General features: G+C 66.6%; 14 protein-coding genes and 1 pseudogene. 8 read left to right on the plus strand and 7 right to left on the minus strand.

Annotation, left to right across the window (positions count from 1 at the left end):
• Positions 1–60: 60 nt before the first annotated feature.
• Positions 61–501 carry a hypothetical protein gene (locus M5I08_RS09275; RefSeq protein WP_219067353.1) on the plus strand — a complete coding sequence of 147 codons (441 nt, stop codon included), beginning with the start codon at positions 61–63 and terminating at the stop codon, positions 499–501.
• Here M5I08_RS09275 and M5I08_RS09280 read toward each other — a convergent pair.
• The 3 genes and pseudogenes from M5I08_RS09280 to M5I08_RS09290 all read right to left on the minus strand — a co-directional run bounded on the left by M5I08_RS09280 (position 453) and on the right by M5I08_RS09290 (position 2,478).
• Positions 453–795, minus strand: a pseudogene (locus M5I08_RS09280) (GNAT family N-acetyltransferase). The gene M5I08_RS09275 and the pseudogene M5I08_RS09280 overlap by 49 nt on opposite strands.
• A complete protein-coding gene (locus M5I08_RS09285; RefSeq protein ID WP_219067354.1) occupies positions 792–1,889 on the minus strand; it encodes an isochorismate synthase in 1,098 nt (365 codons plus the stop codon). Before M5I08_RS09285 ends, M5I08_RS09280 begins: the two are co-directional and overlap by 4 nt.
• Complete coding sequence (locus M5I08_RS09290; RefSeq protein ID WP_219067355.1) at positions 1,879–2,478, minus strand: acid phosphatase; 600 nt, start codon at positions 2,476–2,478, stop codon at positions 1,879–1,881. Before M5I08_RS09290 ends, M5I08_RS09285 begins: the two co-directional genes overlap by 11 nt.
• Here M5I08_RS09290 and M5I08_RS09295 point away from each other — a divergent pair.
• The 3 genes from M5I08_RS09295 to M5I08_RS09305 all read left to right on the plus strand — a co-directional run bounded on the left by M5I08_RS09295 (position 2,461) and on the right by M5I08_RS09305 (position 4,494).
• On the plus strand, positions 2,461–3,150 hold the full coding sequence (locus M5I08_RS09295; protein ID WP_219067356.1) for a PE-PPE domain-containing protein: 690 nt from the start codon (positions 2,461–2,463) through the stop codon (positions 3,148–3,150). The genes M5I08_RS09290 and M5I08_RS09295 overlap by 18 nt on opposite strands.
• A gap of 71 nt (positions 3,151–3,221) precedes the next feature.
• Complete coding sequence (locus tag M5I08_RS09300; RefSeq protein ID WP_219067357.1) at positions 3,222–3,410, plus strand: hypothetical protein; 189 nt, start codon at positions 3,222–3,224, stop codon at positions 3,408–3,410.
• 283 nt (positions 3,411–3,693) lie between these two features.
• Complete coding sequence (locus tag M5I08_RS09305) at positions 3,694–4,494, plus strand: ParA family protein (protein WP_219067358.1); 801 nt, start codon at positions 3,694–3,696, stop codon at positions 4,492–4,494.
• Positions 4,495–4,496: 2 nt separating this feature from the next.
• On the opposite strand, the gene M5I08_RS09310 is transcribed toward M5I08_RS09305, so the two are convergent.
• Positions 4,497–5,711, minus strand: a complete 1,215-nt coding sequence (locus tag M5I08_RS09310) for an Rv3212 family protein (protein ID WP_219067359.1) — start codon at positions 5,709–5,711, stop codon at positions 4,497–4,499.
• A 21-nt stretch (positions 5,712–5,732) separates the two neighbouring features.
• A complete protein-coding gene (locus M5I08_RS09315) occupies positions 5,733–7,268 on the minus strand; it encodes a DEAD/DEAH box helicase (protein WP_219067360.1) in 1,536 nt (511 codons plus the stop codon).
• A 271-nt stretch (positions 7,269–7,539) separates the two neighbouring features.
• On the opposite strand from M5I08_RS09315, the gene M5I08_RS09320 reads away from it, so the two are divergent.
• Positions 7,540–8,232, plus strand: a complete 693-nt coding sequence (locus tag M5I08_RS09320) for a ferritin-like fold-containing protein (RefSeq protein ID WP_219067361.1) — start codon at positions 7,540–7,542, stop codon at positions 8,230–8,232.
• Here M5I08_RS09320 and M5I08_RS09325 read toward each other — a convergent pair.
• Positions 8,229–8,888 carry a hypothetical protein gene (locus M5I08_RS09325; RefSeq protein ID WP_249763212.1) on the minus strand — a complete coding sequence of 220 codons (660 nt, stop codon included), beginning with the start codon at positions 8,886–8,888 and terminating at the stop codon, positions 8,229–8,231. The two genes, M5I08_RS09320 and M5I08_RS09325, sit on opposite strands and share 4 nt — an antisense overlap.
• A gap of 265 nt (positions 8,889–9,153) precedes the next feature.
• Here M5I08_RS09325 and M5I08_RS09330 point away from each other — a divergent pair, with 265 nt between their 5' ends.
• The gene (locus tag M5I08_RS09330; protein WP_219067362.1) at positions 9,154–9,402 is read left to right on the plus strand and encodes a DUF3107 domain-containing protein; all 249 of its coding nucleotides are present in this window, start codon (positions 9,154–9,156) and stop codon (positions 9,400–9,402) included.
• Here the strand turns inward: M5I08_RS09330 and fasR are convergent.
• On the minus strand, positions 9,389–10,075 hold the full coding sequence (fasR, locus tag M5I08_RS09335) for an HTH-type transcriptional activator FasR (protein WP_219067363.1): 687 nt from the start codon (positions 10,073–10,075) through the stop codon (positions 9,389–9,391). The two genes, M5I08_RS09330 and fasR, sit on opposite strands and share 14 nt — an antisense overlap.
• 196 nt (positions 10,076–10,271) lie before the next feature.
• Here fasR and M5I08_RS09340 point away from each other — a divergent pair, with 196 nt between their 5' ends.
• A complete protein-coding gene (locus M5I08_RS09340) occupies positions 10,272–11,300 on the plus strand; it encodes a DUF3152 domain-containing protein (RefSeq protein WP_219067364.1) in 1,029 nt (342 codons plus the stop codon).
• Positions 11,301–11,388: 88 nt separating this feature from the next.
• Positions 11,389–12,576 carry an adenylyltransferase/sulfurtransferase MoeZ gene (gene moeZ, locus M5I08_RS09345; protein ID WP_249763213.1) on the plus strand — a complete coding sequence of 396 codons (1,188 nt, stop codon included), beginning with the start codon at positions 11,389–11,391 and terminating at the stop codon, positions 12,574–12,576.
• Positions 12,577–12,643: the final 67 nt, after the last annotated feature.

The following is a 12,643-nucleotide window of genomic DNA, read 5'->3' on the forward strand; positions in this document are numbered from 1 at the left end:
TCCCCTGCTTGCGGGGGCGAGCGCGACAATCGGGCTCAGTGAAGTGGCTAGTCTGACGGTGTGAACAGTGGGCCACCGGCACCGGTCAGCGTGCGCGCCGCCGGGGTGATCGTTGCCGTGCAGGGCGTGATCGCTCTGGTTCTGGCGGCCACTCTGGTAGTGCGGGGACTTGGCGGTGCGGATCAGCGGATGGTCAACGGCTTTGGCACCGCAGCCTGGTTCGGCCTCGTCGGTGGTGCTGTTCTGGCCGCCGGCTGCGCGCTGCTGGTCGGCAGGCGGTGGGGTCGCGGGCTGGCGGTGTTCGCCGAGGTGTTGCTGCTGCCCGTCGCATGGTATTTGGCCGTCGGTTCTCATCGGGTGCCGGCCGGCGTCGCGGCGGGTGTCGTCGCGGTGGCCGTGCTGGCGTTGCTGTTCAGTCCGGCGGCTGTGCGCTGGGTCGCCGGCGGTGCGGATCAGCGGGGGCCGGCCAGTTCCGCCAACTGCGGACCGGACAGCCGATAGGGGGTCCGGTCGCTTTGCGGCGCGACGTCGACGGTCTCATAGAGGGCGATACACGCCTTCGACGCCGTCCCGGGTGGAGAAGTTAAGGAACCACAGTGCCATCGCGGCGACTTCACCGTCTACTTCGACGACGTGTGCTCGTAGCGTTATTGATTCGTCGAAAAGTGCTGTGGTGATTTGCTTTTCGTTGACGATGCACTGCTCGGCGGCGCGTTCGAAGCGGGCGAGCTGGTGGAGCATCGCCGTGATCGCCGCGGCGTCGGCGGGTATGGCCCGGCGGATATGCGTGGTCATAAGTCAACTCCCAGCGCGGTCAAGATAGTGACGAATTTCGTTGTGGTCTCGGCGACTTCGTCGTCAGGATCCGACTCGGCGACGATCCCGCCGCCGGCGTGGGCGAGTGCAGAACGGCGGTCGGCAGCCAGCTGCGCGCAGCGGATGGACACCACCCACCGTCCGTCACCGCGCGCGTCGCACCAGCCGACGGCACCGGCGTAGAAGCCGCGATCACCTTCCAATTCTTCAATGAGCTCGGAGGCGGCCTTGGTCGGCACCCCGCCGACCGCCGGAGTCGGATGCAGCGCTAATGCCAGATCGATTGCGGTAGTTGACTTGTCGCGCAGCCTACCGCTGATCGGTGTGCTGAGATGCCAGAGCGCGGTGGTGCGACTCGGCTCAGGGGCCGGCGCGATGGTCAGCTCACTGCACAACGGACGCAGGGCGTCGGCCATGGTATCGATCACCAACTGGTGCTCGTGGCGGTCCTTGGCGGAGGTGGCCAGCGCGACGCCGGCGGCGGCGTCGCGCCCGGGATCGGCGGCACGCGGCGCGGAACCGGCCAACGGCCGACACGTCACCCGGTCGCCGTCGCGCGCCACCAACAGCTCGGGGCTGGCGCCCACCAAGGCCATCCCTGCGTATAGGCCACCTGCCGCGGACAGATCGACCAGATAGCCATAGGCGCCAAGGTCGTCCGCAACCAGCCGGCCCAAGATGACCCTGGCGTCCAGCGGCGCATCCGCGTCCAGTCGCAATGCGCGAGCCAGCACCACCTTCTGCAGGGTGCTGCCCGGAGCGGTCAGCCGCTCACGGGCCCGTCGCACCCGGTCGCCGTGCTCGTCGGGCGCGGGAACCGTCCCGGTCACCCGCACCGCCGGCAACGGGCCAGTCGGCCAGTCGGGCAGTTTGGCAGTTCGCCGTACGGAACGCGGCGCCATCAACGCGGCGGGATTGCCAGTATCAAAAGCCAACGCGCCCAATACTATTGGCACTGCACCCGAACGCAATGCCGTTTGGGCGTCGGCCACGTCGCGATAGCAGCGTTGGACGTCGTCGGCTACGAGGGCGCCGGTCGGTCCGCACAGCACGAACGGTGGTTCAGCTGTCATTGGGAACCGGGCAACCCAGTGCGCTCAGCTGGCGGATCCCGTATTCGAAGCCGCAGATCGCGATGGACGCCGCCACCATGCCGAAGCGGCTGCCCTCAACGAGCGGAAGCTGCACCCAGCGGGTGATCACGGCGCGAGAGAAATGGCCGTGACCCACGAACACCACGTCGCGCGATGCCATCTGATCGAGGGCCAGCGCGACGGCCCGGTCCGCGCGCTCGCTGACCTGCGCAACGGTCTCCCCGTCCGGGCAGCCGTCCGTCCAGACCGACCACCCGGGCCGTGATTGGCGAATCTGTGCGGTCGTCACGCCCTCGTAGGAACCGTAATCCCACTCCGAAAGCAGCGACGATTTCTCGTCGATGGTCAGGCCGGCGAGCTCGGCCGTTGCCACTGCACGCCTGCGCGGGCTGGTGATCACCTGCGGGTCGTCGAGGTGCAAGTCGGCAAGCGCCCGGCCGGCAGCCGCGGCTTGCGTGCGTCCATGGTGGGTGAGTTCAAGTTCGGTGCTGCCGCTGTGCTGGCCAGACTTGGACCACTCGGTCTCGCCGTGGCGCAGCAACACCAGCTGATGGCTCTCGACGCCCATGTTGACCGATTGTGCCCCAAGGGCCGCCCGTTGTGCCCCAAAGGCACCGACGCGGCGGATTCTCCGCTCGGGGACGGGACCGCGTCGATGATCGGCGGCAGCGGCGTCCCAACACCCAGTCAGGGCTGGCTGAACGACTACGACGCGCTGTACCTACAGCCCCGCGATTTCACCGGCACCATGCAGCCGGTGACCACGCCGGAGTCGCTGTACCCGTTCACCGGCCCGTTCAGTGAGACCTTCGATCTGTCGACGTCTCAGGGGGTGCAGAACGTCGTGGACGCGGTCGACAGCCGAATCGCCGCTGGCGGGGTGGACGCCGCCAACCCCATCGTGATCACCGGCTGGTCTCAGGGTTCCTCGGTGGCCTCGGGTGTGATGTCGACGCTGGCGGCCCAGGGTGTGCCAGGCGACGACGTGCACTTCGTCATCGTCGGTGATCCAAACATCTCCAACGGCGGGTGGCTGGAACGCTTCGACGTCCCGGACGGCACCAAGCCGGACCCGGGCAGCCTGCCGCTGCTGGACCCGCTGCGACTGGTCCCCGTCGTGGGCGATCCCCTGGCCGATCTGCTGCAGCCGGATCTGCAGGTGCTGGTGAACCTCGGCTACGGCAGCATCGCCGACGGCTGGTCGCCTGGGGACGCCGACGTGGCCACTCCGATGGGCTGAGCAATTTCCCCCAATTCCTCACCGCCGAACTCGACGGCATCGAGAACTGGTTCGTCCAGGGGTTCAGCGAGGTGTCGTTCACCCACACCGGCATCCCGCCGATCGACATGGCCAGCGCGTTATTCACCAGCGTTCCCACGATGATGGAGGAACTCTTCGACAACGAGATGGCCGCTGGCGACCCGGTGGCCGCGTTCGGCGACCCGGTCGCGTTACTGGAGGGGCTGGCCCCGCTGATGCTGGTCGGAGCGATCTTCTAAAGCGGTCAACTCGGCCGTGGGTATCTCGGCACCGGCGGCGACGGCATCATGTTTCACCACGCATCCAGGATGGCTTTGTGTGCGAACCCGAACTGGCCCTATGTGCTGGTCCCGGCGCCGAGAGTCAATCTCAGCGCGATGGTCGAACTGAATCATGAATCATGAATCATGAATCATGATGACGCCTTGAGGTTCACCGCCGTCAACACGCGGACACCATGGGATTGGTGCCAGGATGGCCGTAGCACATCCACAGCGACGAATAGACAAGGAGCGGTGCTCGATGACAGGCACCCGAGTGCTGGCAGTGGCCAACCAGAAGGGCGGGGTGGCCAAAACAACGACGGTGGCCTCGCTGGGCGCTGCGATGATGGACGCGGGACGGCGAGTTCTGCTCGTCGATCTCGACCCCCAGGGCTGCCTGACTTTCTCGCTGGGCCAAGACCCGGACAAGTTAGCGGTGTCGGTGCACGAGGTGCTGCTCGGTGAGGTGGAGCCCGACGTCGCGTTGGTCGATACCGCGGAGGGCATGACGCTGCTGCCGGCCAACATCGACCTGGCCGGCGCCGAGGCGATGCTGCTGATGCGAGCCGGCCGCGAGTACGCGCTCAAGCGCGCGCTGAACAAACTCGGCGACCAGTTCGACGTGGTCTTGATCGACTGCCCGCCGTCACTGGGCGTGCTCACCCTCAACGGGCTGACGGCCGCCGACGAGGTCATTGTGCCGTTGCAATGTGAAACGTTGGCGCATCGCGGCGTCGGCCAGTTCCTGCGCACGGTGGCCGACGTCCAGCAGATCACCAATCCGGGGCTGCGGTTGCTCGGCGCGCTGCCGACGCTGTACGACCCGCGTACCACCCACACTCGCGACGTGCTGCTAGACGTCGCCGATCGCTACGACCTGCCGGTGCTGGCGCCGCCGATTCCGCGCACGGTGCGTTTCGCCGAAGCCAGCGCGTCCGGCTCGTCGGTGATGGCCGCGCGCAAGAACAAGGGCGCGGCCGCCTACCGGGAGTTGGCAGAGACGCTGCTCAAACACTGGAAGTCGGGCAAGGCGCTACCGACGTTCACCATCGACGTCTGAGGTCAACCCAGGCCGACGAGGGTGTTGCCGCGCTGCTCGAGCACCTGCGAACCCGCAACGGCGGGGATCACCGGCGAGTTGCCCGGTGGCCGGGTCACCGGCAAAAAGCCGCCGTCGTGGCCGGTGACCGGGTCACATACGGCGATGCCGCCGGTGACCGGGACCAGCAGTTTGCCGGCCATGGTCGCCGCCGGCCCCGCCGGAACCGAAGGACCGGCAGCCGAAATCGAGTACCGGTAGCTCAGCGTGGCCCCGTCGAACACCATCACGGTGCCGCCGGTCCACCAGGTGACCAGGTTGCCGGGGCGGGATACCACGTTCGACGTCGACGGCGGCTTGGGTAGTAGCGTGCTGGCCACCGTCACACCGGCCTCGTCGACCACGTCGACTCTGGGTTGGGGCGCCGGCAGGTAGATCAGGGTTTTGGTTTCGGCCACCGCCAGCACCCGGGCGCCGGAACCCACGCCGATCCCCGGCTCCGGCACGTGGCGCAGCTCCGGCTCGTCTTCTTCCTTGCTCGGGCGCAGCAGAGTTAGCCGCAGATCCGCCTGGCTGCCACACGCCTCGAGCACCGAGACCGCCGCCGAGCTGGCCGCCGCCGAAACGAAGCGGCAGCCGGTGTGCAGCCCCTTCGAGGACGGCTTGACCCGGGCGTCGATCTCGCCGTAGGAGAGCATCCGGACCATGTCGGAGCGCCACAGTTCCAGCCTGGTGTCGCCAGCGGACAACACTGTGCTGCCGTCGGAGGACAAGCTGACCCGTTGGTCGGCGTAGCTGCTTCGGGCGGGCCCGCGTCTGCCGGTGGATCCGTCGATCGTGCTCACCTGACCGCAGCCGCGGTCATCGCGGTAGACCGCGACCGCGAAGCGGTAGACCCCGGCGACCCCGCACAAATCGCTGCCGCGCGAGTAGCTCCACCGCACCTGGCCGGTGACCGGGTGACGTCCCTGGACGGCACGCCCCTCGGCGGTGACGACGGTGCCGGCCACCACGACGGGCTGGTCGGTCGGCGCGTTGGGGGCGGTCCAGAGCTGCTCGAGCGAGTGCGGCGCCTCATGGGCCAGCCTCGGGCTGGGCGCGGGCCCCGTGGCCGGGTGGCTGATCGTGGCCCGGGCGTCGCTGGTCCACCAGATCAGCGACGCCGCTACAGCGACCACAACCGCGATCGTTGCCGCGGCCAGTACGTCGGCCTTGGTCCGGCGTTCCGGTTTGACCATCAGGTGGCCGGCGACACCGGTTCAGTTGGCATTCGCGGCTACGCCCGCCGACTTGCGGGGGCGCCGACGGCGACGGCGGCGGCCGTCGTGCGCGCCGTCGCCGGTGTTCGCCACCGGGGTGTCGGTGGATGAAGCGTCCGCCTGCCCGTTGGCGGCAGGGCAGATAGCGGGATGACTTGTCGCCGGCTTGCCCGCGCGGGTGCGCTGACGGCTGCTCTTAGGGAGCCGCGACCTGGATTGGTCGCTACCGCGTTCGCCTGAGGTGGCCCGTTTGGCCGGCAATTTGCGCGCTGATCCGACCGTGCCAAGGGCTTCGGTCGGGATGTCGAGCTCGGTGTACAAATGCGGCGAACTGGAATAGGTTTCGGCCGGATCCGGGCAGCCCAGCCCCAGCGCCTTGTCGATCATCGTCCAGCGGGCCAGCTCGTCCCAGTTTACCAACGTGACCGCGACTCCCGTCTTGCCGGCACGGCCGGTGCGGCCGATCCGGTGCACGTAGGCCTGTTCGTCCTCGGGGATCTGGTAATTGATGACGTGGGTGACGTCGTCGACATCGATTCCGCGGGCCGCCACGTCGGTGGCGACCAGGACGTCGATTCCACCGGTGCGAAACGATTTGAGCCCCTTCTCCCGAGCCACCTGGCCTAGGTCGCCGTGCACGGCGCCGACGGCGAAACCGCGTGCGGCCAACTCGTCGGCGACCTTCTGGGCGGTGCGCTTGGTGCGGGTGAAGACCATGGTGGCACCGCGTCCGCGGGCCTGCAGCACCCTGCTGACCAGCTCGACCTTGTCCAGCGCGTGGGCGCGATAAACGTACTGCTTGGTGAGGTCGTGCACCGCCGAGGAGTGCGGCGCCTCGGCCCGGATGTGGGTGGGCTGGTTCATGAACGTGCGGGCCAGCGTGATGATCGGATCCGGCATGGTCGCCGAGAACAGCATCGACTGCCGCTCGTCGGGGATCTGGCGCAAAATTCGTTCGATATCGGGCAAGAAGCCCAAGTCGAGCATTTCATCGGCCTCGTCCAGCACCAGCACCGACAGGCCGCCCAGCTGCAAGTGCCCCTGCTGGGCCAGGTCGAGCAGTCGGCCGGGAGTACCCACCACCACGTCGGCGCCGGCGCGCAACGACTCGATCTGCGGCTCGTAGGGCCGGCCGCCGTAGATGGACACCACCGACAGCCGTCGGGCCCCGTGAGTGGACAAGTCGGTGGTCAGGTGCTTGGCGGCGGTGGCCAAGTCGCCGTAGACCTGCAGACACAGCTCGCGGGTGGGCACCACGACCAGCGCCCGCGGGATGCCGTTGAGGGGGTGGTGAGCGCCCGAGGTGGTGATCCGCTGCAGCAGCGGCACCCCGAACGCGAGGGTCTTGCCCATTCCGGTGCGGGCCTGCCCGATCAAGTCGTCGCCGGCGAGCGCGAGCGGCATGGTTAGCTCTTGGATGGCAAAGGGATGCTTGATGCCATCCTCGGTCAATGCCTTGACTATCTCGGCGCGGACGCCAAGTTCGGCAAAAGTGGATTCGGATGTGGTCCTGGTGGGTGCGATTAATGGGGTCATGCGTTAAACGCGATGCCTTTCGGGGTTCGTATTCGGTTAGTCGATCGTTGCGGTCACGTGCGCACCAGTTGACTGTCGTCGAATACGTTGCCGATTCGCGGGCCCTGCTCACTAGGCGGGCCAACTGCATGCACACACATTTCGCCGGTAGCGGCGGTAAGGATCTACAGCCAATACCTACGACGATCATAGCTGGTGGGCTATCGCGACCGGGGAATTCCGTCCGGTCCGGGCGCAGCGGGCCGCCACCACAAGCACATAGAGTGTTGCCATGACCTCGCTTTCGGGCGCAGATAAGCTGCCCGATCCGCACCCGCAGGTGTCGGCGAATCATCCAGGCGTCAACGAATTGTTCGCGGTATTGGCCTACGGCGAGGTCGCGGCCTTCTACCGGCTCACCGACGAGGCGCGGATGGCGCCAGACCTGCGGGGGCGGATTTCGATGGCGAGCATGGCGGCAGCGGAGATGACCCACTACGAGCTGTTACACGACGCCCTGGAAAGCCGGGGCGTCGACGTGCTGTCAGCGATTTCGAAATACGCCACCGCCCTGGACGGCTACCACCGGCTGACCACGCCTAGCACCTGGCTGGAGGCGCTGGTAAAGACCTATGTCGGGGATTCGCTGGCCGCCGATTTCTATCTGCAGATTGCCGACGAGCTGCCCGACGAGGTCGCCGACGTCGTGCGCGCCACGATGGCAGAGACCGAACACTCCCAGTTCGTCGTCACCGAGGTTCGGGCCGCCGTGACTAAAAGCGCCCGACAGCGCAGCCGACTGGCGTTGTGGTCACGGCGTCTGCTCGGCGAAGCGATTACCCAGGCCCAGTACGTGTTGGCCGAGCACGATGAGCTCGTCGACCTGGTGGTGTCCAGAACCGAGGGCCTGACGCAGCTGGCGGGGTTCTTCGATCGGCTGCAGCGCAAACACGACGAGCGGATACGTGAACTGGGCCTCGCCTAACGGCTGCAGGCGGCGATCATCGCGCTGCTCGTCGAGATGGCGAGGGGCTCACCGGCGCCATCGGTGATCGAGCAGTTGAGATGACCGGTTAGGCTCGTCGCCACCACGGACCTGCTCTGCACGCCCGGATTCAGGATCACCGTTCGCGACCACGGCAGCGACACATTGAAGTCGGTCTGCGGCGCGCCCTGGGCGTCGGTATAGATGACAGTCACCAGATCCAGGAGCTGCTTGGTCCCGGTCACCCGGTAGGTGAAGGTGCGGGCGGCCACATCCGGCGGCACGGACGGGACGGCGGCCGGCGGCGAGATCATCGTCGGCGCGTCGGTCGGACCGGCTGTGGGCGATGGGCTCGGCGCCTTCGGTGTCACGGTGGTGACCGTCTCCGGAGGTAGCGACGGCGCCGGTGGGGCGCTGAGCCGCGGTGAGGTCATGGTGCGAGAGGGTGGCTCGACCACGGTCGCCGAGGTCGACGCGCTGTCGCCGCCGTTGACGATCACGACCGTGGCGATCAGCGCGAGCACGAAGACGATGCCGGCGATGGCCGCGACAGGTCGCCAGCGCTGATCGATGGGCGCGAACTCATCGCCGTCGGCGTAGATGTCGTCGACTGCGTCATCTGGGTAGTCCTGGATATCCCTATCCAAGTAATTCATGGTGCTGATGATGCAGATGTTATCGATGGGGGATCGCCGAACGACGTGGCGTGCGCGCGTGTCAGGTCACGATTTGCCAACGGCCGCCCGGTCTACCGGCATACGGAATCCTTGGCGCCGACCGGCTTTGCGCATCGAAGAGAAGCGTGAGCTTTGCCCGGCTCTTCCACGGGCCGGTGGCCCGCATCGTCGCCGGGCGCACTAGCCTGCTTGGCAGGAAAACGATTTCCGACGATCGCCAGGCAAAGAACGGGAAGGGGCCGACGTGGAGGTAAAGATCGGTATCACGGACAGCCCACGCGAGTTGGTGTTCAACAGCACGCAGTCGCAAAGCGAAGTCGAAGAACTCGTCGCCGGCGCGCTGGTTAAGGATTCCAATCTGCTGAGCCTGACCGACGAGAAGGGCCGGCGCTTCCTGGTGCACGCCGGCAAGATCGCGTACGTCGAAATCGGCGTCGCGGACGCCCGTCGGGTCGGGTTCGGACTGGGTGGCAGTGCCGCTAGGAGCGGCTGAGCGGCACGTGTGACAGCCCGCGCCAGGCGAACTGCACGGTGCCGTCGACGGCATCTTCTTTCGAAATCGGCCGATCGGCGTCCAGCCAGTACCTGGCGCAGTCGACGCTAAGCGCGACCAAGCCCACCGCGACCATCCGGGCGCGATGCGGGTCCAGCCCGGAATCGGCGCTGATCAGGTCGAAGACGGCGTCGATGCATGATTCGGTGGCCACCCGTACCTGCGCGGCAACCTGCGGCTCGGTGACGTAGTCGTTCTCGAAGATCAGCTTGTAGCCCTGGCCGTCGTGATCGATGAAATCGAAGAATGCCTGGACAGCCGAGCGCAACCGCTGCCGGTTGTCGGTTGTGGCGCGCAGGGCCTGGCGCACGCCGGACACCAGATTCTCGACATGTCGAGCCAGGACTGCCAGGTACAGCTCGAGCTTGCTTGTAAAGTGCTGGTAGAGAACGGGTTTGCTGACCCCCGCCCGTTCGGCGATCTCGTCCATGCCGGCGGCGTGATAGCCGCGGTCGACAAAAATCTCGCTGGCTGCGATGAGCAGTTGACCGCGACGCTCGTCACGCGGCATCCGGTTGCCGCGCCGAGCGGCAGTGCCGGGCGTCCGCGCCTGCCGATTGCTGCCGCCCAGCTTGACCACACCCCCTCCGGCGGCATTAGCGAGATCGCTCATCAAGTCCTCAATCTGGTTGTCTGGAAATGTCTAAGCGCGGATGTGGCGATGCGCGGCTAGTCGCAACGACACTACTACTACCCGCTGGCTTTCCGGGTCGCCATCCGTGCGCCGAACGGCGGCAGCTCAGCGTTGCACCGTTGCCTGCGGGCGCGCCGAGACTCCCAGCTAGCGGCGGTTGTGCCATCCTGGGGAAATGACCTACGACCCGGATCGGCGCGGGGGCGCCCGGGTACCGGTGCTTCGCGACGACTGGCGAGAACCGCTGCGCGCCCAGCGCGACCCACTTGCCCGGGGCTCGGGACGGGCCCGGTCGAATCGGGAAAGCGGGCGCTGGCGCAAACAGAGTCGGCTGGGACGCTTCGTGTCGACTTACGGCTGGCGTGCGTATGCGCTGCCGGTGCTAATGGCCATCACCACGGTGGTGATCTACCAGACCGTCGACGGGACCAGCTCGCCCGCGCCGGCCTCGGGGGATCCCGTCCAGGGCCCGCCGAAGATCGGTGCAGTGGGCACGTCGATCATCGACGCGCCGCCGCGCGGTCTGACCCAGTTCGACGCCAACCTGCCCACCGGGATGCTGCCCAACGGCGGTCCATTCACTGACGCCGGCAATAAGACCTGGCGCATCGTCACGGGTACCACGCCCCAGATCGGTCAGGGCACGGCCAAAGTCTTCAAATACACCGTCGAAGTCGAAAACGGTCTGGATCCCGTCGCATTCGGCGGTGACGATGCGTTCGCGGCGATGGTCGACCAGACGCTGGCCAACCCCAAAAGCTGGATTCACAACGCGCAGATCGCCTTCATCAGGATCGACGCGGCCGACAAGAGCAAGCCGGACTTACGGATCTCCTTGACGTCCCCGATGACGGTGCGCGACGGCTGCGGCTACGAGTTTCCGCTGGAGACGTCGTGTTACAACCCGTCCTACGGGGCTGGAGAACCGCGGGTCTTCATCAACGAGGCGCGCTGGGTACGCGGCGCTGTGCCGTTTGAGGGCGACGTCGGTTCCTATCGGCAATACGTGATCAACCATGAGGTCGGCCATGCCATCGGGTATCTGCGCCACGAACCCTGCGATGAGCAGGGCGGTTTGGCGCCGATCATGATGCAGCAGACCTTTTCCACCGGCAACGACGACGCCTCGAAGTTCGACCCGGAATGGGTCAAGGCAAACGGCAAGACCTGTCGGTTCAATCCCTGGCCTTATCCGATCGCCTAGCAGCGTGGCCGGCTGTTTGCCGTTGACCCTGGGCAACTGCTGTGATGAATAAGGACAACTGCCTTTCTGCGAAGCTGAGGAGATTTCGTTGTCTGGAGCACACAAGTCGCTGCCACCGCTGGTTGAGCCGGCCGCCGAGCTCACGCGGGAAGAGGTCGCCCGCTACAGCCGCCATCTGATCATTCCGGACTTCGGTGTCGACGGGCAGAAGCGGCTGAAAAACGCCCGGGTGCTGGTTATCGGCGCCGGCGGGCTCGGCGCGCCGGCACTGCTCTACCTAGCGGCGGCGGGCGTCGGCACGATCGGGATCGTCGACCACGACGTCGTCGACGAGTCGAATTTGCAACGCCAGATCATCCACGGCGCATCGGACGTCGGCCGATCCAAAGCACAATCCGCCCGCGACTCGATCGCCGAGCTCAACCCGCTAGTACAAGTGCGCCTGCACGAGGAGCGGCTGGAACCGCACAACGCTGTCAGCCTCTTCGAGCAATACGACCTGGTCCTCGACGGCACCGACAACTTCGCGACCAGGTACCTGGTCAACGACGCTGCAGTGCTGGCGCATAGGCCCTACATCTGGGGGTCGATCTACCGCTTCGAAGGCCAGGTTTCGGTGTTTTGGGAGGACGCCCCCGCCGCGCGCGGCCTCAACTACCGCGACCTGTACCCGCAAGCACCGCCGCCGGGCATGGTGCCGTCCTGCGCCGAAGGCGGTGTGCTGGGCGTTCTGTGCGCATCGATCGCCTCGGTGATGGGCACTGAGGCGATCAAGCTGATCACCGGAATCGGCGAGCCGCTGCTCGGTCGGCTGATGGTGTATGACGCGTTAGAGATGAGCTATCGCACGATCACGATCCGCAAGGACCCGTCCACGCCGAAGATCACCGAGCTGATCGACTACGACGAATTCTGTGGCGTGGTCTGCGACGACACCGCAGGGGCGGCCGCCGACTCCACGATCACCCCGCGCGAGTTGCGCGAGCTGCTGGATTCCGGCGAGAAGGTGGCCCTGATCGACGTGCGTGAGCCGGCGGAATGGGACATCAACCACATCGACGGCGCCCAGCTGATCCCCAAGTCGGCGATCAATTCCGGCGAAGGGCTGGCCGAGCTGCCGCAAGACCGGATGGCCGTGCTGTATTGCAAGACGGGTGTGCGCTCCGCGGAGGCCCTGGTCGCGTTGAAGAAAGCCGGGTTTGCCGACGCGGTGCACCTGCAGGGCGGGATCGTGGCGTGGGCCAACCAGATGCAGCCCGACATGGTGATGTACTGAACCAGTTGGGCATGGCCGGCTCATCGTGTCTCGTCGGAGACAGTTCGCTGGCCCCGATTAGGGTAAT

This window comes from Candidatus Mycobacterium methanotrophicum (genome assembly GCF_023515995.1).
GTDB lineage: Bacteria > Actinomycetota > Actinomycetes > Mycobacteriales > Mycobacteriaceae > Mycobacterium > Mycobacterium methanotrophicum.